General features: G+C 74.4%; 19 protein-coding genes. 8 read left to right on the top strand and 11 right to left on the bottom strand.

The genetic code is table 11. From position 1 onward, the window contains the following. From FHS87_RS03110 to FHS87_RS03095, 4 genes are all read right to left on the bottom strand, one after another. Entirely contained in the window at positions 1-579 is a 579-nt protein-coding gene (locus FHS87_RS03110) for a DUF1643 domain-containing protein (RefSeq protein WP_184513744.1), read from the bottom strand. Positions 580-589: 10 nt separating this feature from the next. After that, positions 590-1,720, bottom strand: coding sequence for a peptide chain release factor 2 (prfB, locus tag FHS87_RS03105; protein WP_184513742.1), 1,131 nt, complete (start codon positions 1,718-1,720; stop codon positions 590-592). Positions 1,721-1,843: 123 nt separating this feature from the next. Beyond that, positions 1,844-4,432: a penicillin-binding protein 1A gene (locus FHS87_RS03100; RefSeq protein WP_184513740.1), complete on the bottom strand. Its 2,589-nt coding sequence runs from the start codon at positions 4,430-4,432 to the stop codon at positions 1,844-1,846. 154 nt (positions 4,433-4,586) lie between these two features. Further along, positions 4,587-5,717, bottom strand: a complete 1,131-nt coding sequence (locus FHS87_RS03095; protein ID WP_184513738.1) for an N-acetylmuramoyl-L-alanine amidase family protein — start codon at positions 5,715-5,717, stop codon at positions 4,587-4,589. Positions 5,718-6,380: 663 nt separating this feature from the next. Between FHS87_RS03095 and FHS87_RS03090 the strand changes: the two genes are divergently transcribed. From FHS87_RS03090 to FHS87_RS03080, 3 genes are read left to right on the top strand one after another with little or no spacing between them, the layout of a single operon-like run. Then, positions 6,381-9,374 (top strand): Rne/Rng family ribonuclease, encoded by a 2,994-nt coding sequence (locus tag FHS87_RS03090; protein WP_184513736.1) that lies wholly within the window; start codon positions 6,381-6,383, stop codon positions 9,372-9,374. A 39-nt stretch (positions 9,375-9,413) separates the two neighbouring features. After that, positions 9,414-10,421, top strand: a complete 1,008-nt coding sequence (locus tag FHS87_RS03085; protein ID WP_184513734.1) for a bifunctional GNAT family N-acetyltransferase/(deoxy)nucleoside triphosphate pyrophosphohydrolase — start codon at positions 9,414-9,416, stop codon at positions 10,419-10,421. 59 nt (positions 10,422-10,480) lie between these two features. After that, positions 10,481-11,251, top strand: coding sequence for a competence/damage-inducible protein A (locus tag FHS87_RS03080; RefSeq protein ID WP_184513732.1), 771 nt, complete (start codon positions 10,481-10,483; stop codon positions 11,249-11,251). A 22-nt stretch (positions 11,252-11,273) separates the two neighbouring features. On the opposite strand, the gene FHS87_RS03075 is transcribed toward FHS87_RS03080, so the two are convergent. Next, positions 11,274-12,299 (bottom strand): M14 family metallopeptidase, encoded by a 1,026-nt coding sequence (locus FHS87_RS03075; protein ID WP_184513730.1) that lies wholly within the window; start codon positions 12,297-12,299, stop codon positions 11,274-11,276. 74 nt (positions 12,300-12,373) lie between these two features. Here FHS87_RS03075 and FHS87_RS03070 point away from each other — a divergent pair, with 74 nt between their 5' ends. Further along, complete coding sequence (locus tag FHS87_RS03070; protein WP_184513728.1) at positions 12,374-13,519, top strand: aminotransferase class V-fold PLP-dependent enzyme; 1,146 nt, start codon at positions 12,374-12,376, stop codon at positions 13,517-13,519. A gap of 4 nt (positions 13,520-13,523) precedes the next feature. On the opposite strand, the gene FHS87_RS03065 is transcribed toward FHS87_RS03070, so the two are convergent. Genes FHS87_RS03065 through FHS87_RS03050 form a run of 4 tightly spaced genes read right to left on the bottom strand, consistent with a single transcriptional unit; the run spans position 13,524 to position 17,815 of the window. After that, the gene (locus FHS87_RS03065) at positions 13,524-14,774 is read right to left on the bottom strand and encodes a D-amino acid dehydrogenase (protein ID WP_184513726.1); all 1,251 of its coding nucleotides are present in this window, start codon (positions 14,772-14,774) and stop codon (positions 13,524-13,526) included. 32 nt (positions 14,775-14,806) lie between these two features. Next, positions 14,807-15,664 (bottom strand): tryptophan 2,3-dioxygenase, encoded by an 858-nt coding sequence (gene kynA / locus FHS87_RS03060; protein WP_184513725.1) that lies wholly within the window; start codon positions 15,662-15,664, stop codon positions 14,807-14,809. Then, positions 15,657-16,388 (bottom strand): DsbA family protein, encoded by a 732-nt coding sequence (locus FHS87_RS03055; protein ID WP_184513724.1) that lies wholly within the window; start codon positions 16,386-16,388, stop codon positions 15,657-15,659. Before FHS87_RS03055 ends, kynA begins: the two co-directional genes overlap by 8 nt. Continuing rightward, positions 16,385-17,815 (bottom strand): M48 family metalloprotease, encoded by a 1,431-nt coding sequence (locus FHS87_RS03050; RefSeq protein ID WP_184513723.1) that lies wholly within the window; start codon positions 17,813-17,815, stop codon positions 16,385-16,387. The genes FHS87_RS03055 and FHS87_RS03050 overlap by 4 nt, the downstream gene beginning before the upstream one ends. On the opposite strand from FHS87_RS03050, the gene FHS87_RS03045 reads away from it, so the two are divergent. The 4 genes from FHS87_RS03045 (at position 17,790) to FHS87_RS03030 (ending at position 23,443) form a co-directional block, all read left to right on the top strand. Further along, a complete protein-coding gene (locus tag FHS87_RS03045) occupies positions 17,790-19,169 on the top strand; it encodes a gamma-glutamyltransferase (protein WP_184513722.1) in 1,380 nt (459 codons plus the stop codon). The genes FHS87_RS03050 and FHS87_RS03045 overlap by 26 nt on opposite strands. Before the next feature lie 52 nt (positions 19,170-19,221). Next, a complete protein-coding gene (locus FHS87_RS03040) occupies positions 19,222-20,340 on the top strand; it encodes a pyridoxal phosphate-dependent aminotransferase (RefSeq protein WP_184514016.1) in 1,119 nt (372 codons plus the stop codon). Between the two features lie 134 nt (positions 20,341-20,474). After that, the gene (locus tag FHS87_RS03035; protein WP_184513721.1) at positions 20,475-22,307 is read left to right on the top strand and encodes a hypothetical protein; all 1,833 of its coding nucleotides are present in this window, start codon (positions 20,475-20,477) and stop codon (positions 22,305-22,307) included. Between the two features lie 176 nt (positions 22,308-22,483). Then, on the top strand, positions 22,484-23,443 hold the full coding sequence (locus FHS87_RS03030) for a Bug family tripartite tricarboxylate transporter substrate binding protein (protein WP_184513719.1): 960 nt from the start codon (positions 22,484-22,486) through the stop codon (positions 23,441-23,443). A gap of 45 nt (positions 23,444-23,488) precedes the next feature. On the opposite strand, the gene FHS87_RS03025 is transcribed toward FHS87_RS03030, so the two are convergent. Then, a complete protein-coding gene (locus FHS87_RS03025; protein WP_221299451.1) occupies positions 23,489-24,505 on the bottom strand; it encodes a Bug family tripartite tricarboxylate transporter substrate binding protein in 1,017 nt (338 codons plus the stop codon). A gap of 91 nt (positions 24,506-24,596) precedes the next feature. Then, positions 24,597-25,445 (bottom strand): shikimate dehydrogenase, encoded by an 849-nt coding sequence (locus tag FHS87_RS03020; RefSeq protein ID WP_221299449.1) that lies wholly within the window; start codon positions 25,443-25,445, stop codon positions 24,597-24,599. Positions 25,446-25,449: the final 4 nt, after the last annotated feature.

Genomic DNA, 25,449 nt, shown 5'->3' with positions numbered 1-25,449 from the left:
CTATTCGCCGCCCCCGCCCGGCAGCGCCCAGGGCCGGGGAGGCGTGTCCCCGGCGATGTAGAGCGGATGGCCGGGCTGCCCGTCCGCCGTGACCTTCAGCGCCATCGGCTGCGCCCCGGCCCGCGCCAGGATCGCGGCCAGTTCCGCCGCGCGCCAGCGCAGGGGCCTGGGCGGCAGGCCCCAGGCCACCACCAGCCGCTCGGCCCGCGCGGCCCAGTCGGCGATGGCGGCGTCGTTGCCGGGGCCGACGGGGTCCTCGGCCTCCAGCAGCATGGCCGGCTTCGTCGCGCGCAGGGCGAAGGCGTTCAGCACCACCATGGCGCCGAAGCCCCAGCGGCGGGTGAAGTCGCGCGCGCGGCGGACGGTGGGATCGTCCACCGTCTCGTCCGCCGTGCTCGGATTCATCATGATCCAGGCGCAGACGCCGGGGCTGCCGAAGGGCAGCCCGTCCCAGCGGCGCTCCAGCACGGTGCGGTAGCGGCCGTCTGCCGAGAACTCGGCGCGGCTGACCACCTCCTCCCCGATCCGCAGCCGCACCTTGCCGCCGGGATCGTGTAGGTCCTGCGGGCGGGAGGTCACGCGCCTCGCCTCAGCGGGCGCTGGCGCTCGCCTCGGAGCGGGTGGCGCCGACGCGGGTGGCCAGGGCGGCCGCCATGAACTCGTCGAGGTCGCCGTCCAGCACCGCGGCCGGGTTGCCCTTCTCCACCCCCGTCCGGAGGTCCTTCACCATCTGATAGGGCTGCAGGACGTAGGAGCGGATCTGGTGGCCCCAGCCGATATCGGTCTTGCCCGCCTCGGTGGCGGCGGAGACGGCCTCGCGCTTCTGCAGCTCCAGCTCGTAGAGGCGGGCGCGCAGCATATCCATGGCGATGGCGCGGTTGCGGTGCTGGGAGCGGTCCTGGGTGGAGGCCACCACGATCCCCGTGGGGATGTGGGTGAAGCGCACGCCCGACTCCGTCTTGTTCACGTGCTGCCCGCCGGCGCCGCTCGCGCGGAAAGTGTCGGTCCGCAGATCCGCGGGATTGATGTCCACCTGAATCTTGTCGTCGATCACGGGGTAGACATAGACCGAGGCGAAGCTCGTCTGCCGCTTGTCGTTCCCGCCGAAGGGCGAGATGCGGACGAGGCGGTGGACGCCCATCTCCGTCTTCAGCCAGCCATAGGCGTTCGGCCCGCTCACCTGGATGGTGGCGGACTTGATCCCGGCCTCGTCGCCCTCGCTCTGCTCGGTGATCGCCACCTTGTAGCCGTGCGCCTCGGCCCAGCGCGTGTACATGCGGAGCATCATCTCCGCCCAGTCCTGCGCGTCCGTGCCGCCCGCGCCCGAGTTCACCTCGACATAGGCGTCGTTCGCATCGGCCTCGCCGGAGAGAAGGCTCTCGATCTCGCGCCGCTTCGCCTCGGCGGCGAGGCGATGGAGGTCGGCGACCGCGGCATCGGCCGTCGCGGCGTCGTCCTCCGCCTCAGCCAGCTCGATCAGCTCCAGCGAGTCCTGGACCTCCCCCTCGAGCTTGCGCACGCCCTCGATCTGGTCGGCCAGGCGGGTGCGCTCGCGCATCAGCTTCTGTGCGGCCGCCGCGTCGTTCCAGAGGTCCGGGTCCTCGGCGCGGGCGTTCAGCTCGTGCAGCCGCACGACGGCGGCATCCCAGTCCAGGTGGCGTCGCAGCAGGGCGACGCTGTCGGCGATCTGGCCCTTCAGGCCCTCGGCATCGGCACGCATGGTTCAGCGGGTCCTGTCGGATCGTCGCGGCGGCGCGCCGCGCCAGGATTCGCGCAAGCGCCGATCCGATCCTCTTGAAAACGAAACGGACATGGCATCCCAGATGGGATCTCCGGGGGGCCCCTAGTAGAGCCCGCCCAGGCCGCTGTCCACGGCCGAGGCCGTGGTCCCGCCCCCGCCCCCTCCGGCGCCCGAGGCCTCGAAGCCGCCCATGGGCGGGCGGGCCGCGCTCTCCGTGCCCGGCCGGAAGGGCTCCAGGATGGACTGGCCGTTGCTGGTGGAGACGCGCACGAGCGCGACGCCCGGGGGGGCGCGGAACGGCACGGGGGGGCTGTCCTTCAGCGCCGCCGCCACCACCTCCCTGAAGATGGGCGCCGCGTTGCCGCCGCCCGTCTCGCCCTCGCCGAGGGAGTGCGGGTCGTCGAAGCCGACCCAGACGGCGACGACGATGTCGGGGGTGAAGCCGACGAACCAGTTGTCGAAATAGTCGTTCGTCGTGCCCGTCTTGCCCGCCACCGGGCGGTTCAGCCCCTTGGCGGCCTCCACGCCCGTGCCGCGCGCCGTCACGCCCTGGAGCAGGGAGACCATCTGGTAGGCAGCGATAGGGTCCACCACCTGCGGCCGCTGGTCGGCAAGCCGCGGCGGCCCGGCGGAGAGGTCGGCGTTGCAGCCCTCGCAGCGGCGCGCGTCGTTGCGCCAGACCACATGGCCGAAGCGGTCCTGCACGCTGTCGATCAGCGAGGGGTCCACCTTTTTTCCGCCATTGACGAAGGCGGCGTAGCCCGCGGCCATCCGCATCACCGTCGTCTCGCCCGCGCCCAGCGACATGGAGAGCACGCGCGGCATGTTCTGGATCACGCCGAAGCGCCGCGCCGTATCGGCGACCTTGCCGATGCCGACCTCCTGGGCGAGGCGCACCGTCACCTGGTTGAGGGACTTCTCGATGGCGGTGCGCATGGTCACCCAACCATTCGAGTTGCCGCTGTAGTTGCCCGGGCGCCAGATGCCCTGGGGCGTCATCATCTCGAAGGGCGCGTCGAGCAGCTGCTGGTTCGGGGGGATGCCCTGCTCTAGCGCCGTGACATAGACGAAGGGCTTGAAGGACGAGCCGGGCTGCCGCATCGCCTGGGTCGCGCGGTTGAACCAGGACTTCTCGAAGTTGAAGCCGCCGGCCATGGCGAGCACGCGGCCGGTGGAGGGGTCGAGCGCGACGACCGCGCCCTCCACCTGCGGGATCTGGCGCAGCGCCAGCCTCTCCGCACGGGCGGCATTGCGGCCCCCGGCAGGGGCGGCGGGGATCGTCTCCACCATCACCACGTCGCCGGGCGCGACCACGTCCCCCATCCGGCGGGGTGCCGGGCCCATGCGGCCGTCCCGCACCGGGCGGGCCCAGCCGGACACGTCCTCCAGCACGAGGCGGCCCTCGCGGGGCTGGGCGGGGGCGCGGGCCGCCGGGCGCTCGGCCCAGCCGAGCCGGGCCTCGCGGTTGTTCACCTCCAGCACCACGGCGAGCCGCCATTCCGGCAGCATGCCAGGCACGCGCTGCACGCCCTCCAGCGCCGGCATCCACTCGGCGGGGGCGGCCGAGACCTTCGCCACCGGGCCGCGCCAGCCGCCGCGGCGGCGGTCATAGTTCAGGAGGTGGTCGCGCAGCGCCTTCTCGGTCGCGGCCTGGAGCGGGGGGTCCATGGAGGTGCGGACCACCAGCCCGCCCATATTCGTCTGCTCCTGGCCGAAGCGGGCGTTCAGCTCGCGCCGCACCTCCTCGGTGAAGTACTGGCCGACGGCGACCATGTCCGGCCGCGCCCGGCCGCGGGCGATGATGGGCTCCGCCTTCGCGGCATCGGCCTCCTCGCGGGTGACGGCGCGGTCCTCGGCCATGCGGTCCAGCACCCAGTCGCGGCGCTCCTTCGCGCGCTCGGGGTAGCGGGCGGGGTTGTAGTTGTTCGGGGCCTTGGGCAGCACGGCGAGGAAGGCGGTCTCGCCCAGGGTCAGCTCGTCCAGCCCCTTGTTGAAGTAGTTCTGCGCGGCGGCGGCCACGCCATAGGCCTGGGCGCCGAGGAAGATCTCGTTGAGGTAGATCTCCAGGATGCGGTCCTTGCTCATCGCGGATTCGAGCCGCTGCGCCAGGATCGCCTCCCGCACCTTCCGCATGACGGTGCGGTCGTTGCCCACCAGCATGTTCTTGGCGACCTGCTGGGTGATGGTGGAGGCGCCGATGCTGCGCCGCCCCGAGCCGAGCTGCTCCAGGTTGGTGAAGGCCGCGCGCGCCACGGCGATGGGGTCCACGCCGCCATGGGTCCAGTAGTTCTGGTCCTCCGCCGAGACGAAGGCCTGCTGCACGCGCCTGGGGATGGCCGCGATCGGCACGAAGACTCGGCGCTCCAGCGCCATCTCCGCCATCAGCCGGCTATCGGCCGCGAAGATGCGCGACATCTGCGGCGGCTGGTAATCCGCGAGCCAGGCGTGCTCGGGCAGATCGGCGGTCGCGGTGCGCCACATGCCGTAGCCGGCGATGCCGCCCACCACCACGCCGACCATGCCGAGGCCGAAGACGAAGCCGACCGTCCGGCGCAGCCAGATGGCGCGGCGCGGGCGCCGCTTGCCCGGGCCCGGCGGGGGCACGGCGGCCGCATCCACCGTGTCCGCCCCGGCCCGCACGCCGCGCTCACCCACCAGCGGCCGCTCGGCACGGAGATCTCTGGAAGCCATTCTGTGAACCCCATGGCCGCGGGAGAAGCGGCCCAAACCCTGTCTCTATATCTGGGACGCGTTGCGGGCGAATGACAGACCCGTGCCCCCGACGCCGAGCCGCCACATAGCACACCCGCCTTGGAAACAACGCGTTAAGCAGGCCCGCCCCTTCTCACCCGACCGAGGCGACGCCCAGCCCCGGCCGCACGAGATAGTCCTCCACCGCCCCGGCCAGGGCCGTGGCGACCAGCGCCCGGTGCTCCGGCCGCTTGAGCTGCGCCTCGTCGGCCCGGCTGGAGAGGAAGCCGATCTCGACCAGCATGGAGGGGATGTCGGGCGCCTTCAGCACGGCGAAGGCCGCCTGCCGGTGGGTGTTGGGCAGCAGCGCCACCCGCGGGCGCAGCGCGCCCACCGTCATGTTGGCCAGCCGCACGGACCCCTGCCGCGTCTCCTGCCGAACGAGGCTGAGGAGGATACGCTGCACTTCGGCCGGGACGGTCGGCAGGTTCAGCCCGCCCGCCGCATCCGCCGCGTTCTCCCGCCGCGCCAGCGCCGCCGAGAGGGAGTCGGAGGCCGTCTCGGAAAGGGTGTAGACGCTCGCCCCCCGCGCCCCGGGGGCGGAATCCGCGTGGATCGACACGAAGAGCGCGGCCCGGTTCCGGCGCGCGAACTCCACCCGGCCGGCGAGGGGCACGAAGACGTCCCGCGTGCGGGTGAGCAGCACGCGGCACTTCCCGCCAGCCTCCAGCCGGCGCTTCATCTCCTGCGCGGCGGCGAGGACGATGCGCTTCTCCTGCGTTCCCGTGGCTCCGATCGCGCCGGGGTCCTTGCCGCCATGGCCGGGGTCCAGCACCACCACGGGGCGGGCCGTGGGGGCGGCGCCGCTGCCCTGCGCGATCGGGCGGCCCGGCCCGGCCATGCGGGCGAAGGCGGCGCCGGGCCCGGGGCGGATGGAGAGGACGAGCGCCCCTCCCTCCCGCCCCACATCCGGGGCGGCCACGGGCCCGTGCAGGTCGAGGACCAGGCGCCGGGCGCGCGGCTCCCAGCGGAGCGCCCGCACGGGGCCGGCACCGGCCAGGGCGCGCGGGCCCTCCCATTCGTGGCGCGGGAGGCTCAGCACGAGCCGGGCCGGCCGCGCCTCCGCCACCAGTCGCCACGGGCCGGACGCGGCGCCGGGCAGAACGAGCCAGGCGGCATCCCCATCGGGCCGCAGGCTGGCGCCATCGGCCGCCGCCGGGCGCGGTGCGGCAAGCGCGGCCAGCACGGCCGCCAGCAGGCCGCGGCGAGACAGATCCGGTCGCATCCCCTCACCCTCCCCCTTGAATTCGTCAGGCATCCCCTTGGCCGAGATAGTACCATCGGCCCATGCGGCAGAGCGTGACGGAGGGAAACAGCCCCCGCCCCGGCCCCCTTCCCCGGTGGGTGTGGCGCGGAGCACACAGCGCCTTGCTCCCCGGTGCCCCCCTGCGTATGGTGCCTTGCCCCGGCGGCACGCCGCCGGTGGAGGGTTTCGGGTGCGGCCGTTCAGGGCCGCCGGTCCAACGGGATTGGACGCCCGGCCACGCCACGCCCCGGACGGGGCCGCCGCCAGCGCCGGTTCCCCGGCACGGCGAGCCGGCCCGGCACCCCGGGCGCCGCGCGGTCCTCCCCCTCTCCGGCGCGCGCCACGCGGCGCGACAGGGCCGAACGCCCCAGTTCCCTGGGGATGACGGACCGCGCGCCAGTCGCCGGCCCCTCCGCGCGCGCAGTCCTGCGCCGCCAAGGGCCGCGCAGGGCACGCGGAACCGCCGGGCACGCCACGTGTCCATGAACAGCACTCAGGGCGCCCCAAGGGGCCGCCCGCCACGGGAGAAAGGACGGATGACGGCGATGCCTCGCACCAAACCGCACCGCGCCGCTCCCGGTCCAGCAACCCTCACCGCCGCCGGCTGCCATACGCCCCGCGCGGCGCGGAGCTCCGCCTTCCATGACCAAGCGCATGCTGATCGATGCATCCCACCCCGAAGAGACGCGGGTGGTGGTGCTGGACGGCAACCGTCTTGAGGACTTCGACCTCGAGACCCAGAACCGCCGCCCGCTGAAGGGCAACATCTACCTCGCCAAGATCGTCCGCGTGGAGCCGAGCCTCCAGGCCGCCTTCGTCGAGTACGGCGGCAACCGCCACGGCTTCCTCGCCTTCGGCGAGATCCACCCGGACTACTACCAGATCCCCGTCGCCGACCGGCAGCGCCTGATCGAGATGCAGGCCCAGGAGGAGGACGAGGAGTACCCCGAGGACGAGATCGAGACCGCCGCCGAGCGCATCGCCCCCGCCGACGACGCCGACCTGATCGGCCGCCAGGGCCCTCCCCAGGAGGCCCAGGGCGAAGCCGGGGCGCCCGCCGCCGAGGCCGGCTCCGGGCTGGAAGCTGCCGCCCCCGCGCAGCCCGGCGAGACGCTCGACGAGAGCGGCGCCACCGCCGACACGACGCCCGCCGCCCCCCAGCCTGAGCCGGAAGCTCCGGCCGGCACCGCCGCCGATGGCGAGACGGGCGGCGGCGAGGACGGCGCCCCGGCGCCCGAGGGCACCCCCCGCGCCCAGCCGATGTCCATGCATGTGGACCGCGTGAGCGAGGGCGACCCCGTCGCCGAGCCCTCCGAGGACGAGAACGGCCACGGCGTCGAGACCGTGACCGAGGCCGCGCCCCCGCCCGAGACGATCGGCGGCGAGGAGCGCGGTGACGAGAACGGCGAGGATGAGCGCCGCGAGCGCCGCATCCCCTCCCGCTTCCTGCGCCACTACAAGATCCAGGAGGTGATCCGCCGGCGGCAGATCATCCTCGTCCAGGTCGTGAAGGAGGAGCGCGGCAACAAGGGCGCGGCGCTCACCACCTACATCTCGCTTCCCGGCCGCTTCTCCGTGCTGATGCCGAACTCGCCCAAGGGCGGCGGCGTCTCGCGCAAGATCACCTCGGCCGGCGACCGCAAGCGCCTGCGCGAGGTGATCGACGAGCTGGGCCTGCCGCGCGGGATGAGCATGATCGTCCGCACCGCCGGCGCCCAGCGACCCAAGCCCGAGATCCGGCGCGACGGCGAGTACCTGCTGCGCCTCTGGGACGACATCCGCGAGCGCACCCTCGCCTCCACGGCTCCCGCCCTGGTCTACGAGGAGGCCGACCTCCTCAAGCGGGCGATCCGGGACAACTTCGCCAAGGACATCGAGGAGATCCAGATCGAGGGCGAGGACGCCTTCCGCCAGGCCCGCGAGTTCACGCGGATGCTGATGCCGCAGAACGAGCGCAAGATTAAGCTCTACCGCGAGCCCGGCATGCCCCTCTTCGCCCGCGCCGGGGTGGAGCAGCAGCTCGACGCGATGATGTCGCCCACCGTGCAGCTCCGCTCGGGCGGCTACATCGTCATCAACCAGACCGAGGCCCTCGTCTCCATCGACGTGAACTCCGGCCGCGCCACGCGCGACCGCCACATCGAGGACACGGCGCTCCGCACCAACCTTGAGGCGGCGGACGAGATCGCGCGCCAGCTCCGCCTGCGGGACCTGGCCGGGCTGATCGTCATCGACTTCATCGACATGGAGAGCAGCCGCAACGACGCGATGGTCGAGCGGCGCCTGAAGGAGGCGCTGCGCCACGACCGCGCGCGCATCCAGGTGGGCCGCATCTCCCATTTCGGCCTGATGGAGATGTCGCGCCAGCGGCTTCGCCCCTCGCTGACCGAGCACTCCTTCATCACCTGCCCGCACTGCCAGGGCCTGGGCATCGTCCGCTCCGACGAGAGCTCGGCGCTGCACGTGCTGCGCGCCATCGAGGAGGAGGGCGCCAAGCGCCGCGCCGCCGAGATCCTCGTGCACTGCGCGCCGGCGGTGGCGATGCACATCCTCAACCGCAAGCGTGAGCGTCTCGCGGCGGTGGAGGGGCGCCACGACATGTGCGTGGTCTTCGAGCCGGATGTGGAGATGAGCGCGGCCCAGCACCGCATCGAGCGCATCCGCCCGCAGACCCAGCAGGCCCCCGCCCCCTCCGCCGCGCCCGCGCTGCGGATGGACTACGCGCCCGAGCCGGTCTTCGTGGCCGGCGGCGGCGGAGACGAGGAGGACGAGCCCGCGGTGGCCGAGGAGGCCGATGAGGGGGCCGAGGCGACGAGCGCCGAGGCGCGCGCGGACGCCAATGGCGAGCGCGGCCGCCGCCGTCGCCGTCGCCGGCGCAATGGCCGCCGCGAGGAGGGCGGGTCCCCCGAGGCCGAGGGCTCCGAGGCCGCGCAGGACGATGAGTCCGGCGAGGCCGAAGAGGGGACCGCCGCCGCCGCGGAAGGCGAGCCCGTCGCCGAGGACGCCGCCGAGGCGGCACCCGAGGAAGCCCGCGCCGCCGGGGACCGGCCGGAGGGCGATGCCCGCCGCCGCCGCGGCCGCCGGGGCGGTGGCCGCTTCCGCCGCGACGAGGCGCCGCGCCCCGGTGCAGAGGAGGCTCCCGCCCCCTATTCCGGCCCGACGCCCGCCGATCCCTTCGGCGGGGGCTACGACGCGCTGATGGATGCGATGGACGCCGTGGAGGAGGCCGAGGCCGTCCCCCGCGCCGTGCGCGAGATCCCCATCGCGGCCTCCCCGGCCGAGATCCCCTCCGCCGGCATGGCGGAGGAGCCTGCCGCCGAGAACGCGGCACCGGCCGTGGTTCCGGTAGAAGAGGCGCCCGCCGCCGAGGCCGCACCGGCCGCCATGGAGGCTCCTGCCCCCGAGGCGCCGGCCGCCACGGACACCCCTGCCCCCGCGGCTCCGGTCGCTACGGACGCCCCTGCCCCCGCGGCGCCGGCCGAGGCCTCCCCGGTTCCGGCGGCCCCGGAGGCGGCATCCACTCCCGAGCAGCCGGCCCCGGCCGAGCCGGTGGTGGGCGCGATCGTGCAGCCCGTGCTGCTCGGCACGGACAATGCCCCGGAGGCCCCGGCGAAGAAGGGATGGTGGCGCCGCTGACCCGGCGCCGCCGTTCAGGTCGCTCCCGGAGGGGTTGACGTGGCCGACGAGATCTTCGCGCCGCTCCGGGCGGGGACGCTCACGCTGCGTGCCCTCCGCGCCTCCGACGCTGCCCAGCTGCACCGGCTGGTGAATGACTGGGAGGTGGCGCGCATGCTCGCGCGCGTCCCCTTCCCCTATCCGCGCCAGCTGGCCGACGAGTGGATCGCCTCCACCCGCGCCCAGATCGAGGCGGGCACGGCCTGGCACCTCGCCATCACGCGGGACGACGCGCTGCTCGGCTGCGTCGGGCTGACCACCAGCCCCGACGCGCCGCGCCACGCGGAGCTCGGCTACTGGGTCGGCCGCCGCCATTGGGGAGAGGGCATCGGGCCGGAGGCCGCCGGACGAGTGGCGCGCTGGGCGCTGGCCAATCTCGACCTCGACGTGATCCACGCCTCGGCGCTGGAGGAGAACAAGCGCTCCGCCGCCGTCCTCACCCGCATCGGCTTCGTCGAGGACGGGATGGCGGAGCAGGACTTCACCGCCCGCAACGCCCGCCTTCCCGTGCGCCGCTTCCGGGCGGGCCGGGCAGAGCTTTCCGCCCCGCCGCCCGAGACGCCTCCGGCCGAAACCCCCGCCCCCGCCGCGCCGGAAGCGGCGCCGGGCGTGCGGCTGCTGCTCGTGGCCGCCTGCGCGCTGATCGATCCGGACGGCCGCGTGCTCCTGGCCCGCCGCCCCGAGGGCAAGCCCATGGCGGGGCTGTGGGAGTTCCCCGGCGGCAAGCTCGCCCCCGGCGAGACGCCCGAGGTCTGCCTCATCCGCGAGCTGAAGGAGGAGCTGGGGATCGACGTCTCCGCCGCCTGCCTCGCCCCCTTCGCCTTCGCCTCCCATCCGCTGGAGGGCCGGCACCTGCTGATGCCGCTCTATCTCTGCCGCCGCTGGAACGGCACAGTGGAGGGGCTGGAGGGGCAGGCGCTCGCCTGGGTGCGGCCCAACAAGCTCTCCGACTACGCCATGCCGCCCGCGGACAGGCCGCTGGTCGCGCTGCTCAGGGATTTCCTCTAGCCCTTGACGCGCGCCGCCATCGCGCGACCCTGGCGCGCGACACGCCAGGGAAACACCGGATGACCCAGCCCACCGCCGCCCTGCTCATTATCGGCAACGAGGTGCTCTCGGGCCGCACCCAGGACGCGAACCTGAAGTTCATCGCGACGCGGCTCGGCGAGCTTGGCATCCCGCTCCGCGAGGTCCGGGTGATCCCCGACGTGCCGGAGACGATCATCGGCACGGTGAACGAGGTCCGCGCGCGCTTCACCTATGTCTTCACCACCGGCGGCATCGGCCCGACGCATGACGACATCACCAGCGAGTGCATTTCCCGCGCCTTCGGCGTGCCCTGGGAGGTGCATGAGGAATCGCGCCGGATCATGGAGGCCGACTACGCCCGCCGCGACCCGCCGGTCGCGATGAACGAGGCGCGGCTGCGCATGGCCACCCTTCCCCGCGGCGCGACGCCCATCCTCTGCTCCGAGACCTCGGCGCCCGGCTTCGTCATGGGCAACGTGCATGTCATGGCCGGGGTGCCGCGCATCATGCGCAGCATGTTCGAGGTGGTGGCGCCGACGCTGCAGGGCGGCACCCCCGTGAAGTCCCGCGCGCTGCACGCGACGGGGCTGCTGGAAGGCGCGATCGCGGCCGGGCTCTCGGCCATCCAGTCGCGCTTCCCCACCCTCGACATCGGCTCCTACCCCTATTACCGCGAGGGCGGGAACGGGGTCGCGCTCGTCGCCAAGGGCACGGACGAGGCGGCGCTGGAGGCGGCGGCGGGCGAGATCGCGGCCCTCATCCGCGCCGACGGCAAGGAGCCGGTTGAGGGCGAGCCGGCCCCGGCCTGAGAGGAAAAAAGGGGAGGAGGCGCTATCCCTCTTCCCGCCGCGCCAGCCGCACGGCGACGTGGCCGCGCATCACGCGCGGGCTCGGCATCACGAGCATGCAGTCGTCATGCGGCGTGCGGATCTCCGCCCCGCCATCCCGCGCGATCAGCGTGCCGGCGCGCGGGATCACCGCGCCGCCGCGGAAGTCGTCGGTGAAGGCGAAGCGGCGCGAGGTGGCGGCGACCGCCCGCGTCACCGTCCAGATCTCGGGCGCAGCGGCGGGCCGGCGGGGCGCGTCCATGCCCAGGGCCCGGAGGAACCCCCTCGCACAGGCCTCGGCCACCGCCTCGGTCCCCGGCTCCCAGTGCGGCCCGGCCTCGGCGAGCAGCGCCACGCCGCGCGCGCGGGGCCCGGCGAAGGCGGCGTGGTCCATCAGGCGCGGGCCGTCGGGATGCGGCCCGTCCAGCACCACCGTGGCGGGAAGCCCGGTCGCGGCGGCCATGGCCCGGGCCTCGGGGGAGTGGCCGGCCAGGATCAGCGGCTCCGAGGGCCAGAGCATGGAGTGCAGGTCCAGCAGGGCCTCCGCCGCCTCCACCACCGGGCGCAGAGCGCGGGCGCGGCGCAGTTCCAGGCTGTCGCGCGGGCCGTCGAGGATGGCGGGGCTCCAGACGCGGTTGAGGTCCTCGTCCAGGTAGCGGGAGAGGGTGGGGTCAGCGGGGTCGAAGCGGGCGAAGGCGTCGAGATTGGCGAAGACGAGGGTGAGCGTGCCTCGCAGCGGCCGCACGCCTTCCCGCAGCCAGCGCGCCAGCACCGCCGCCCCCGCGAACTCGTTACCGTGGACGAGCGAGACGATCGCGGCCCGCGGCCCCGGCAGGCCCGATTCGAGGCGCCAGACGCCGGGGATGCCGGTGTTGCCGCGCGCCGCCTCCCTCAGGTCGGGAACCGGGACGCGCACGGGGAAGCCTTCGTCCAGGACGGGGAATGCCGGCCGGCGCCGCGCCGTGGCGGCGTCCTCCGCTCCTGCCGGGCGCCCCTCCGGCTGCCCTGTCTGCCGAGGGCTTGTCACCATTCACGGTCTCCGGCGGCCAGTCTATACGCTGACCCTCCGGCCGCAATCCGGCGGTCCCCCGGGAGGGCAGCGGCTTGGACCTGCGCGCGCATTTCTCCCGCTTCCTCTCGGCGGCGCCGGGGCGGCTGCACTTCGCGGCCCATAGCCACCACCCCTGGCCGGACGTGACGCGGGAAGCCCAGCTCCGCGCCTGGGACGAGGCGGCGCGACTGCAGGACGGCAAGTGGGAAGAGGTGCTCGGCCCTCTCCTGGCCTCCTGCCGCGCCCATGTGGCCGGGCGTCTCGGCCTGCCCGATCCCGCGACCCTCGCCTTCGCGCCGAACACGCACGATTTCGTCCGCCGCATCCTCTCCACCCTGCCGGTTGGCCGCGTCCCGCGCGTGCTGACCACGGATGGCGAGTTCCACTCCTTCGCCCGCCAGGCGGCGCGGCTGGAGGAGGAGGGGCTGCTGAGCGTCACGCGCGTGGCCTCCGAGCCCGGCGCGGAGTGCGTCGCGCGGCTGGCCGAGGCCGTGCGGGCGGGCTTCGACCTGATCTGGGTGAGCGAGGTCTTCTTCCATTCCGGCTACGCGCTGGGCGGGCTGGAGGCCCTGGCCGGGGCGGCGGGAGAGGCGGTGCTGGTGATCGACGGCTACCACGCCTTCATGGCGCGGCCGGTCGACCTCTCCCCCATCGCGGACCGCGCCTTCTACACCGCGGGCGGGTACAAGTACGCCATGGCGGGCGAGGGCTGCTGCTTCCTCCACTGCCCGCCGGGCTGGCTGCCGCGCCCGCGCGACACCGGCTGGTTCGCCGCCTTCGGGGCACTGGCCGAGGGCGACGGCCGGGTGGGCTACGCCGCCGACGGCAACCGCTTCCTCGGCGCCACCTTCGACCCTTCCGGCCTCTACCGGCTGGACGCGGCGATGCGCTGGCTGGCGGAGCAGGGCGTGACGGTGGGGGACATCCACGCCCATGCCCACGCTCTCCAGGCGCGCTTCTGCGCGGGGCTGGAGGGGACGTGGCTGGACCCCGCGCGCCTCGCCGTGCCGCTCTCCGAACCGCGCCGCGGCAACTTCCTCGCCTTCGACCTCGACGACGCAGAGGGGTGGCAGGACCGCCTCGCCGCCGCCCACGTCGTGACGGACCGCCGCGGCCGGCGGCTGCGCTTCGGCTTCGGCCCCTACCAGACCGCGGAGGAGGTGGACGCCGCGCTGGAGCGGATCCGCGGGCTGGGCTGAGGCTTCAGGCCGCGAAGCCCTCCATCGGGATGGGCGGCGCGCGCCCGGCCAGGAGATCCGCCACCACCCGCGCCGACCCCATGGCCAGGGTGAAGCCCAGCGCCCCGTGGCCGATGTTCAGGTGCAGGTTCGGCAGCCCCGGCGCGGGGCCGAGGACCGGCAGGCCGGTCGGCGTCGCCGGGCGCAGGCCGGCCCAGGGGTTCAGCGTCCGCCAGTCCGTCGCCTCCGGAAAGGCTTCCCGCGCCTGACGCACCAGCAGGTCGAGGCGGGAGAGGTCGAAGCCCGTGTCGTAGCCCACGAGGTCGGCCATGCCGGCCACCCGCAGCCCCCCGCCGAGCCGGGCATAGACGACCTTCCTCGCGAAATCCGTCACGCTGATCCGCGGCGCCGCGCCATCGGCCAGGATAGGCAGGGTGAGGCTGTAGCCCTTGAGCGGATAGAGCGGCGGCCGCAGGCCGAGGGGCGCCAGCAGCCGCGTGCTCCCCGCGCCCATGGCCATGACGACCGCCTCCGCCTCTTCCACCCCCGCGCCCGTCTGCACGCCGATGACGCGCCCGCCTACGGCCAGGATCTGGCGCACCTCCGTGCCGAAGCGGAACGCGACGCCGAGATTCCCCCCGCGCATCGCCGCCTCCAGCCCCGCGCAGAAGAGCCGGCACTCCGCCGCGTCCTCCCCGCGCGTGAGGATGCCACCGGTGAGGCGGTGCGCGATGCCGGCGAGCGAGGGCTCGGCCGAGAGGCATTCCTCTCGCGACAACGCCTCCTGCTCGCTGCCCAGGCTCCGCTGGTAGTCCAGCAGGCGCCGGGCCGCGTCGAAGCCGGCCGGGTCGGAATGGACCACCAGCTTGCCCGCGTGGCGGAAGGCGCAGTCGATGGCCTCCTCCGCGATCGCGGCGCGGGTGAGGTCGCGCGAGAGGAAGGAGAGGCGCAGCAGGCGGCGCGTGGTGCGGTCGGCCGTCTCCGCGTTGCAGGCCGACAGGAAGCGCGCGCCCCAGGCCCATTGCGCGGGGTCGAGTCGCGGGCGGAAGCGGACAGGGCTGTCCCGGTCCAGCAGCCAGCCCGGCAGCTTGCCCACCACCCCCGGCCCCGCAAGCGGCGCGACATAGGAGTAGGAGAGCTGCCCGCCATTGGCGTGGCTGCTCTCCAGCGCGACGCCGGAGCGGCGGTCGAGCACGGTCACCGCATGGCCGTCGCGCGCGAGGAGATAGGCGGCGGCCAGCCCGGTCACGCCGGCGCCGAGGACGAGAACCTTCATGCCGCCATCATCGGCCGGGGATCGCCTCCCGGCTACAGCCGCCCGCGCACCGTCCACAGCTCGGGGAAGAACCGGCGCTCCAGCGCGCGGCGGAGATAGGTAACGCCGGCCGAGCCGCCCGTGCCCGTCCGCATCCCGATCACCCGCTCCACGGTGGTGACGTGGCGGAAGCGCCATTGCTGGAAGGCGTCCTCCAGGTCCACCAGCTCCTCGGCCAGCTCGTAGAGGTCGAAGAACTCGCTGCTGCTGCGATAGACGCGCTCCCAGGCCGCGACCACGCCCTCGTCCTCGGCATGCGGCCTGGAGGGATCGCGGTTCAGCACCGCGTCGGGCACGGGGATGCCGCGCCGGGCGAGGAGGCGCAGCGCCTCCTGGTAGAGGGAGGGCGAATCGAAGGCCGCGCGCAGCCGCGCCGCCAGCGCGGGGTCGTGGGCGTGGGGCTTGAGCATGAACTCATCCCGCGCGCCGAGGAGGATCTCCATCAGCCGGTACTGCCAGGACTGGAAGCCCGAGGACTGGCCGAGCACCTCGCGGAAGGAGAGGTAGTCCGCGGGGGTCATGGTGGAGAGCACGTCCCAGGCCTCGACGAGCTGGCGCTGGATGCGCGAGACGCGGGCCATGCCCTTGAAGGCCGGGCGCAGCTCGCCCGCGCGCACGCATTCCGTCGCCACCTCCAGCTCGCGGATGATGAGCTTCATCCAGAGCTCCTGGACGTGGTGGATGACGATGAAGAGCAGCTCGTCATGCCTGTCCGAGAGCGGCTTCTGCGCGGAGAGCAGCGTGTCCAGGTCGAGATAGCCGCCATAGGACATGCTGCGGGAGAAATCGGTCGCGAGGCCGCGCCCTTCCTCCTTCGCGTGCTCGGGCGCTTCCCCGGGCGGCTCAGCCACGGCGCCGCGCCTCCGCCACCAGCCGCTCCAGCTCGGGCAGCTCCACGGCGCCGGGCACCAGCGCGTCCCCGATCACCAGGGCGGGGGTTCCCTCCAGCCCCAGGCGCTGGGCGAGGGCGATGTTGGCCTGCAGCCGCTCCTGAATGGTCGGGTCGTCCATGTCCCGCCGCAGCCGCGCCCAGTCGATGCCGGCGCGCTGCGCCTCGGCCTGGATCACCGCCTCGGTCGGCTCGGTCCGCAGCTTCAGCAGCGCGTCGTAGAGCGGCTCGTACTTGCCCTGCTTCTGGGCTGCCAGCAGCGCGCGGCTGGCGAGCACGCTGTTCGGCCCGAGGATCGGCAGGTCCTTCAGCACCACGCGGATGTTGCGGTCCCGCTGCAGCAACGCCTGCATGCTGGGATAGAGTGTCTTGCAATAGGTGCAGCGCGCATCGAAGAACTCGACGATCGTCACGTCGCCGCGCGGGTTGCCCTTCACGGGGTCGGCGGCGTTGTTGAACAGCGCGTCGCGGCTGGCGGCCAGGGCGTTGCGGCGCGCGCCCTCCTGCTCCGCCCGCTGGGCCTCCTGCATCGCCCCGATGGCGTCGCGCAGGATGGTGGGGTCGGTTCTCAGCGCCTCCCGCAGGATGGAGACGATCTCCTCCCGCTGCTCCCCGGAGAAGCCCTGGGCGAGCGCGGCGCTGCCGCCGAGAAGCAGGGCGGCGCCCGCCATGAGGATGCGCTTCATCGTCTGTCCCTTCGCCGAAGCTCGTCCTCGGCCTTCCGCTCGTCGGAGGTGAGGTTATCACGGCGCGTCGCGTTCCGCAGGTCCGCGGCGCGCAGCCGGGCGGGGCCGGGAGGAAGACCCTTCTCGGCGCGGGCGGCGCGGAAACGGGCCTCGGCCGTGTCGCCCTCGGCCATGGCCTGCTCCGCCAGGGCCAGCTCGGCATTCGGGATGTCGTCCAGCCGGGCATAGGCGGTGGCGAGCTGGCCCCAGGCGAAGCCGTTGTCCCGGTCCGCCCGCGCCGCCGCCAGCAGCTCCGTCGTGGCGCGGCGGAGGGAGGCGGCGTCCCCTCCCCCCTCCATCAGGGCGCGACCGTAGGCGGCGCGGATCAGCGGCTCGTTCGGGGCCAGCCGCAGGGCGGCGGCCAGCGGCGCCACGGCCTCGGCCGGGCGGCCGCCCTCGAACAGCACCTGGCCCTTGAACTCGAGCAGCCAGGGGTTGGCGGGCTGCTCGCGGATCGCGGGCTCCAGCAGCTCCAGCGCCGCGTCGGTGCGGCCGGAGCGGTACTGGGCGATGGCGCGGGCGTAGCGGCCGGGGGCGGTGTCGTCGTTGAGGTAGCGGCGCCAGCTCGCGGCGGGGGCGTCCACGAAGCCGTTCAGCTTTGCCCGCACCATGGCGAAGCGCGCCTCGAGGGCCGGGGGCAGCCCTCCCTGCCGCGCCCGGCCGCGCGCCATCTCCTCCCGCACGAAGTCCAGCCTGTCGCGCGAGAGGGGGTGGGTGCGGAAATACGGGTCCTGCCGGCCGACGGCCAGCAGCTCCTGGTCCAGCAGGCGGCGCAGCAGCCTCTCCATCCCGGCACCGGACCAGCCCAGGCGCTCCAGCAGGACCATCCCCGCCTGGTCCGCCGCCTGCTCCTGCGTGCGGGTGAAGGCGTAGAGGCTGCCCATGGCGCTCGCCTGGCCGCCGAGCATCAGCCCCATGGCGGCGTCCGACGACCGCGCCGCCACCCCCGCCCCCGCGCCGAGCAGCATGGCGGCGACCGAGCGCAGCATGGCCAGCCGCATCTCCTCCGGCAGCCGCGCGAGGTGCCCGCCGGAGATGTGCCCGACCTCGTGCGCGATCACCCCGGCCAGCTCGCCCGCCGACTCCGCCCCCTGGATGAGGCCGGTATGGATGTAGAGCCGGTTCCCCTGGGCGACGAAGGCGTTGATCGCCCTGTCCTGGATGATGGTCAGCTCCACCAGCCGGCGGTCCACCCCAGCGGCCGCCAGCAGGGGGTCGAGGAAGGCGCGGATGAGGGATTCGGTTTCCGCGTCGCGAATGGTCGAGACCGGGCCGCGCCCCCCACCCCCTTGCGCCCCTGCGGTGCCCGGTGCCAGGAACGCGGCCATGACCAGCACGGCGGCAGAGATGGCCCGGAACAGGATGGCGAGTGCGCGTGGCTTCCGCATGGGCGGCACCCTATTCCGGGTGCCTCCCCGCCGGCCAGCCATGGCGGCGCTCGCCCTCTCCCTCGCGGCCCTGACCGGCTGCTCCACCGTCGAGCGGGTGGGCAACGCCCTCACGGGCGGCTCCTCCGCCCAGCCGGGGCAGCAGGGCTATGTCCGCGGCTTCCTCGGCAATGTGGCGGCGGAGGAGCCCCGCGCGGCGATCGTGGCGCGCGACGTCCTCTCGGCCGGCGGCTCGGCGGCGGATGCGGCGGTGGCGGCGGGCTTCACCCTGGCCGTGACCCTGCCCTCCCGCGCGGGGCTGGGCGGCGGCGGCGCCTGCCTCGGCTACGACCCCCGCCGCAACGAGGTGGAAGCCTTCCTCTTCCAGCCCGGCGCGCGCGCGGCGGTGCCCTCGGGGGCGGACCGGCCGGCGGCGGTGCCGATGATGGCGCGCGGCCTCTTCGCCCTGCATGCCCGCCAGGGCCGGCTGCCCTTCGAGCGCACCATCGCCCCGGCGGAGGGGCTGGCCCGCTTCGGCACCCCCGTCTCCCGCGCCTTCGCCACCGACCTCGCCGCCGTCTCCGGCCCGCTCCTGGCCGATCCCGTCTCCCGCGCCGTCTTCGCGCCGGGCGGCAACCCGGTGGCGGAGGGGACGCCGCTGGCTCAGCAGGACCTCGCCACCACCCTGGCCGCCCTTCGCACGGCGGGGGTGGGCGACTTCCACCAGGGCGGGCTCGCCCGCCGCGTGGAGGAGGCCAGCGCCGCGGCGGGCGGCTTCCTGACCGTGCCGGAGATGCGCGCCGCCGTGCCGCAGGCCGTGCCGCCCGCGCAGGAGCGGCTGGGCGCGGATGTCCTCTCCGTCCTCCCCGCCTCCGCCGATGGCGGGGCGACGCTCGCCGCCTTCCGCGCCGCCGCGGCGGGCGGGGCCGCCCCGGCCGTGGCGGGGAGCTTCGGCGCCAGCACCTCCCTCGTCGTCCAAGACCGGGACGGCGGGGCGGTGGCCTGCGCCTTCACCATGAACAACCTCTTCGGCACGGGCCGGATGGTGCCGGGGATGGGCTTCCTGCTCGCCCCCGCGCCGGGGATGGGCAGCGTGCAGGCGCCGCCGCTGGGCGCGATCCTCGTCGTCAACACGAATGTGAAGACGATGCGCTACGCCGGCGCCGGCTCGGGCCAGGGCGCGGCCCCGGCGGCGGCGGGCGGTCCCGCCGCGCTGCACCTCTCCCGCCGCGCGCCGCTGCTCCAGGCCCTCTCATCCGGCGCGCCGGAGCCCGGGCGCGGGGTCGCCGTCTCCTGCCAGGGGAGCGTCTCCGCCGCGGGCTGCTCGGGGGGCGCCGATCCCCGCGGCTTCGGCCTCGCCGTCGGGAACGACTAGCTTGGCCGGGCTGAAGGTCGGGCGGGGCGCCCACGCCCCCGCCTTCCTCGTCATGGACGTGATCGCGGCCGCCAATGCGCGCGCGGCCGCCATCCCCCCGGGGGAGCCCGGCATCCTGCGGATGGAGGTCGGCCAGCCCGGCACCGGCGCCCCGCGCGGCGCCGCCGAGGCCGCGATCCGCGCCCTGCGGGACGGGCATCCCATGGGCTACACCGAGGCCTTCGGGCTGCGCTCCCTGCGCGAGCGCATCGCCGCCCGCTACCGCGACCACTACGGCGCCGCCATCCCGGCCGAGCGCATCGCGGTGACGGTCGGCGCCTCGGGCGCCTTTCCCCTCGCCTTCCTCTCCGCCTTCGACACGGGGGACCGCGTGGCCATGGCCGCGCCCTACTACCCCCCTTACGCGAACATCCTGACGGCGCTGGGCATGGTGCCGCAGCTCCTGCCCTGCGACGCCTCCACCCGCTTCCAGCCCACCGTCGCCATGCTGGAGGCGCTGGATCCCCGCCCGGCCGGGCTGATCGTCGCCAGCCCCTGCAACCCCGCGGGCACGATGCTGGCGCCCGATGAGCTGGCCGCCATCGCCCGCTGGTGCGAGGCGAAGGGCGTGCGCCTGATCTCGGACGAGATCTACCACGGCCTGTCCTACGGCATGGCCGAGGAGACGGCCGCCGCGCATTCGGCCAGCGCCATCGTGGTGAACAGCTTCTCCAAGTATTTCAGCATGACGGGCTGGCGCGTCGGCTGGCTCGTGCTGCCGGAGGATCTCGTCCGCCCGGTGGAGCGGCTGGCGCAGAACCTCTTCATCTCCGCCCCGCACGTCGCCCAGGTGGCGGCAGAAGCCGCGATGGACTGCACGGAGGAGCTGGAGGCGAACCGCGCCGCCTATCGCCGCTCCCGCGACCTGCTGCTCGCCGGCCTGCCGGCGGCGGGGTTCGACCGGATCGCGGCGGCGGACGGCGCCTTCTACATCTGGGCCGATATCGGCCAGCTGACGAATGACAGCCCCGCCTTCTGCGCCCGCATGCTGGCCGAGGCCGGGATCGCGGCCACCCCCGGCGTGGACTTCGACCCCGGGCGCGGCGCGCGCTTCCTCCGCTTCAGCTATTGCGGCCCCGAGGCGGACATGGCCGAGGCGCCGGAGCGGCTACGGCGGTGGCTGAGGCCGTGAGGACGCCGCCGGCCAAGCCTGCGACTGCCATCACGGGCCTCGCGCCCCGCTCCGCGCGCCTCATCCGGGGCCCGGGCCGCTCTAGGAGGAGCGAGGCGGCAAGGGCCGCGCGCCGGAAGAGCCTGTAGCCCCCGATGGCTGCCCCACCCCGCTGGAGCCGGTTGCGCGCGGCCTGGCCGGACCTGGCGCTGCTCGCCTTCGCCGCGCTCCAGCTCTGGCCCTTCCTCAGCGCCTTCCACCAGTCGGCGGACGACAATTTCTGGCAGCTCGCGGTGCTGACCACGCTGGACCGGCCGGCCTCCCTGATCGAGGAGGTCCGCAAGGCGGCGCAGGAGCAGGGCCGCATCGGCATCTATCCTGCCCTCATCCTCGTCATGCTCGGGGCGATGCTGCAGGAATATGCCTGGGGGCGCGTCCTCATCGTCGCGCTCTTCGGCTTCCTGATCCTCGCCTTCTGCCACCTCCTCGCCCTGCGGTTCCGGCTTCCGCTCACCCGGCCGGCGCTGCTGGCCACGCTCTGCATCACGCCGATGGTGGCGCACCACCTGCCGCCGAACGCCTACCCCCTGATGCTGACCCTGCCGCTGCTCGGCCTCGTCGCCCTGCATGTCCACCTCGCCCGGAAGGATTTGCCCCGCGCGGGCGGGATGGCCGCGGCCCTCGGCCTCGCGGCGCTGATGCTCGTGCTGGAATACGCGCTCATCGCGGGCAGCGCCCTCGCGGCGCTCGCGGTGCTGACCTCCCCGCCGGGGCAGCGGCGCCACGCGCTGCTGCTGCACGGGACGGCGCTGCTCGCCTCGGCCACGGTCTATCTCGGCTACCGCCTCGCCTTCCCGAGCGACTACTCGGGCAACATGCTCCAGGCGATCGACCTGTCCGAGGTTTTCCGGCTTCAGCTGCGGCACATGGTCAGCGGCACGGTCTTCCCCTACCTGCCCCGGGCGGCGGCAGGGCGGATGGACCTCGCCCTGGCCTTCCTCCTCCTGCTCGGCGGGGCCCGGGCCGCCGCGCGGCTGCTCCCGCCCCTCGCCCGCGATCTCCGGCCTCGCCTGGCGCTCGGCCTGCTGCTGTGCTGCGGGGGCTGGATCTGGCTGAACACGCTCTTCCACGCGCTGACGCCGAAATACCAGAGCTGGTGCCGGATGGGCGACTGCGCCTATGTCGATTCGCGCCTCGCGGGGTTGGGCGTGGGCGTCGCGGCGGCGGTGGGCCTCGCGGGGCTGCTGCACCTTCTCCGGGCCCGGGGCGCGACGCTGCTCTGCGCGGGCCTGGTCGGCCTCGTCGCGTCCCTCACCTTCCTGCACAACCGCGCCTCAGCCCGGGAGATGGCCGGGAGGGAGCGCGCCTTCGGCGTGCTGCGCAGCGCCGCCTGCCATCCGGAGGCCGGGATCGGCCGGGACGAGGCGGTGCTGCAGACCCTCGCCCGCACCGTCTGGTGGCACCAGCCGCCCGCCCGGGTGCCGCCCGCCGAGGCCTATCTCGCGGCCTATGCGGAGAGGCTGGACCGCCTGGGCCTCTCCTGCCGCCCGATTCCCTTCGCGCCGCGGCCCTGGCCGGTCGAGTTCCTGGGCTGGTCCGTTCCCGAGCCGACCGGGCGCTGGTCCATCGGGCGGGCGGGCCTCATCCTCCTCACGGGGCGCGAGGGTTCCGGGGGCATGGTGCTGTCCCTCTCGGCGCATGTTCCCAGCGGCGGGGCGGAGCAGCGGGTCCGGGTCCGGACGGACACGGCCGCGGGCTGCGGCTTCCGGCTGGGAGCCCCGCCGCGCGAGGTCTTCGTGCCGCTGGAGCCCGGGCGGCAGACGATCCTGGTCATCGAGACGCCGGATGCCGTGAGCCCCAGCACGCTCCGGGAGAGCGAGGACCCCCGCCGCCTCGGCGTGTTCCTCTTCGGCATCCGCGGGCTGCGGGACGGGGAGGCGGCGCCGGACGGAATCGACCTGCGCCGCTGCCCGGCGGAAGGCGAGTAGGCGCAGCGCCAATCGGCCGGGCCGGACGCGCCGCGTGAAACGCGGGCACGCCAAGTCCGGACCGCCCTCGCCCGAGGGCCTTGCCTGTCCCTCGCGAACCTGTTGTCTGCGGCCCAGACCAGCGCTTCCGGGTCCGCCCGCCCGGCCGCGATCCGCTCCAGCCGAAAGTCGCCTCCATGGAACGCCGTTCCCTTCTCGCCCTGCCGGCCCTGGCGGCCCTCGCCCGCCCGGCCCTCGCCCAGGCCCGCCCGGTGCGGCTGATCGTGCCCTTCCCCGCCGGGGGCGCGACGGACGCCGTATCCCGCCTCTTCGCCCCGCTCCTGGCGCAGCGCCTGGGCGCGACGGTGGTGATCGAGAACCGCCCCGGGGCCGGCGGCGTGCCGGCGGCGGAGGTGGTGGTGCGCGCCCAGCCGGACGGGTTGACGCTGCTGCTCGCCACCTCCTCCATCCACTCCACCGCGCCGGCCACCGGCGCCAACCTGCCCTATGACGTCGAGCGGGACTTCACCCCGCTCGCCCTCATCGGCGCCTCGCCCTCCCTGGTTCTCGTCTCGACCACCGTCCCGGTGAACGACCTGCGCGGCCTCATCGCCTGGGCGAAGACGCGGCGTGGGGCGGTGAACTACGGCTCCTCCGGCGTGGCCACCACGCCGCACCTGAACGGCGCGCTGCTCGACAGCCTGGCCGATCTCGGCATGGTCCACGTGCCCTATCGCGGCACGGGCGCGGTCTATGCCGAGCTGCGCCGGGGCGACGTGCACGTGCTGCTGGACGTGCCGGCCACCGCCGCCACGCATATCCAGGCCGGCACGGTGAAGGCCCTGGCCGTCACCTCCGCAGAGGAGACGCCGCTCGCCCCCGGCACCCCCACCGGCGAGTCCGCGGGCCTGCCGGGCCTGGTCTCCGAGACCTGGTTCGGCATCTTCGGCCCGGCCGGGATGCCGCCCGCCCTCGCCGCCCGCATCACCGAGGCCTCCCAGGCCGCCATGGCCGAGCCGGAGCTGCGGGCGCGACTTCTCGGCCTGGGCGTCGATCCCCGCGCGGGGGACGGCACGGTCCTGGCCGCCGCGGCCCGGACCGAGCGCGAGCGGTGGACGGAACTCGTCCGCCGGCTGGGCATCCGCGCGACGGACTGAGCGCGGGCCGCGGGGGAAGGCCCTGCCCTCCCCCGCCACCGGTCGTCAGTCGGGCTTGATGTTCCGCGCCCGGATGATGCCGCCCCACTTCTCCGTCTCGCGCTTCTGATAGGCGGGGAAGTCCTCCGGCTTCCCGCCTACGGGGCGGATGGCCATGGTCGCCAGCTTCTCCCGCACCTCCGCGCTCTCGAGCGCGCGGGCGAAGGCGGCCTGAATCCGGGACCCGAGCGCGGGCGCCACGCCCGGCGGCGCGAAGAGCGAGAAGTCGGTGGAGGATTCGAAGCCCGGCACGGTGGCCGCGATGGGCTTCACCTCGGGCGCCGCGGGGTCGGGCTGGGGGGAGGACACCGCGATCGCCCGCACCGCCCCCGCGCGCATGGGCTGGAGGGCGGAGACCGCGTCCACCGCCGAGAGCTGCACCTCGTTGGCGATCAGCGCCTGGAGCGCCGGCGCCCCGCCGCGATAGGGAACGTGGAGCATTTCCACCCCCGCCTCGGCATTCAGCAGCTCCACCGCGAGATGGGCGGAGGAACCGGCGCCGGAGGAGGAGTAGCTGATCTTGCCCGGCTGCGCCTTGGCCAGCGCGATCAGCTCCGCGATGTCGTTCGCGCGCACGGAGGGGTGGACGCAGAAAAACTGCGCGTTCGTCGCCAGCAGCCCGATGGGCGTGAAGCCGCGATCGTTGTCATAGGGCAGGCTGTTCAGCAGGAAGGGCGCCATCGCGTAGGTGGAGTTGGTGCCCAGCAGCAGCGTGTAGCCATCGGGCTGCGCGCGGGAGACGCTGCTGTGCCCCACCGTGCCCGAGGCGCCGGGCCGGTTGTCCACCACCACGGGCCGGCCGAGATCGGCCGAGACGCGCTGCGCCAGCACGCGGGCCAGCGTGTCGGTGGAGCCGCCGGGCGCCCAGGGCACCACCAGCGTGACCTGCCGCTGCGGCCACTCCGCCGCGCCGCTTCCCTGGGCGCTTCCCGGGCTGCTTCCCTGGCCGGTCCCCTGGGCCCGCGCCGCGGTGCCGATCGTCATGCCGAGGGCGGCGAGCCCCAGGCCACGCTTGGTGAGCATCGGATGTTTCCCCTTGGGGCGGCCCACCACCGGGCCGCCTGTTGGGGGCAAGATGCTGTGAAGGATTCCGCCGCGCAAGGAGCGCGACGCCCTACCTCACATGGGCGTCGAAGGCCGCGCCGATGACGCCCGGCGGGGCGGTGCGGCCGGTAAAGAGGCGGAAGCCGTCCTCCGCCTGCCCGACCGACATGGCCCGGCCCGGCATCACCGCGCAGCCCTTCGCCCCCGCCGCCGCCAGCAGCGGCGTGACGGGCGGGTGGTACACGGCATCCGCCACCCACATCCCGGCTTCCAGCAGCGCGGCGTCCACCGGGCTGGAGGTGTCCGGCAGCATCCCGGCGGGGGAGGCGTTCACCACGCCCAGGGCGCCGCGCATCGCCGCCGGCACGGAATCGTCCGGCACGAAGCGGCCGCTGCCCCAGCCCGAGGCCTCCGCGGCCAGGGAGGCCGCGCGGGCGGGGTCCTGGTCCACCACGCGCACCTCCGGCACGCCCGCCCTGGCCAGCGCCCAGGCGATGGCGCGACCAGCCCCGCCCGCGCCGATCAGCACGGCGGGGCCGGACTTCGCCGCCTCCCCCACCGTGCCGAGCAGCCCGGCGAGGAAGCCGGTCGAATCCGTGTTGTGGCCGGTGAGGCGCCCGTCCCGCACGGTGACGAGGTTCACCGCCCCCACCTGCGCCGCGCCGGGGTCCAGCGCGTCGAGAAAGGGGATTACCGCCTGCTTGTAGGGGAAGGTGACGTTGATGCCGGCGAAGCCGATCAGCCGCACCCCGTCCAGGATGCGGCGGATCACCCCTTCGTCGGCCCCCGCCACCTCGATCAGGTGATAGCGGACGTCGAGCCCGACCGCCGCGCCCGCCGCCTCCATCATGGCGGGTGCCGCCGAGTGGGAGATGGGGTGGCCGAAGAGGCCGAGCAGGACGCGGTTCGAGGTCGCCACGGGA

Source organism: Muricoccus pecuniae (genome assembly GCF_014199205.1).
Lineage (GTDB): Bacteria > Pseudomonadota > Alphaproteobacteria > Acetobacterales > Acetobacteraceae > Roseomonas > Roseomonas pecuniae.
This window is presented reverse-complemented; position numbering and strand designations above follow the sequence as displayed.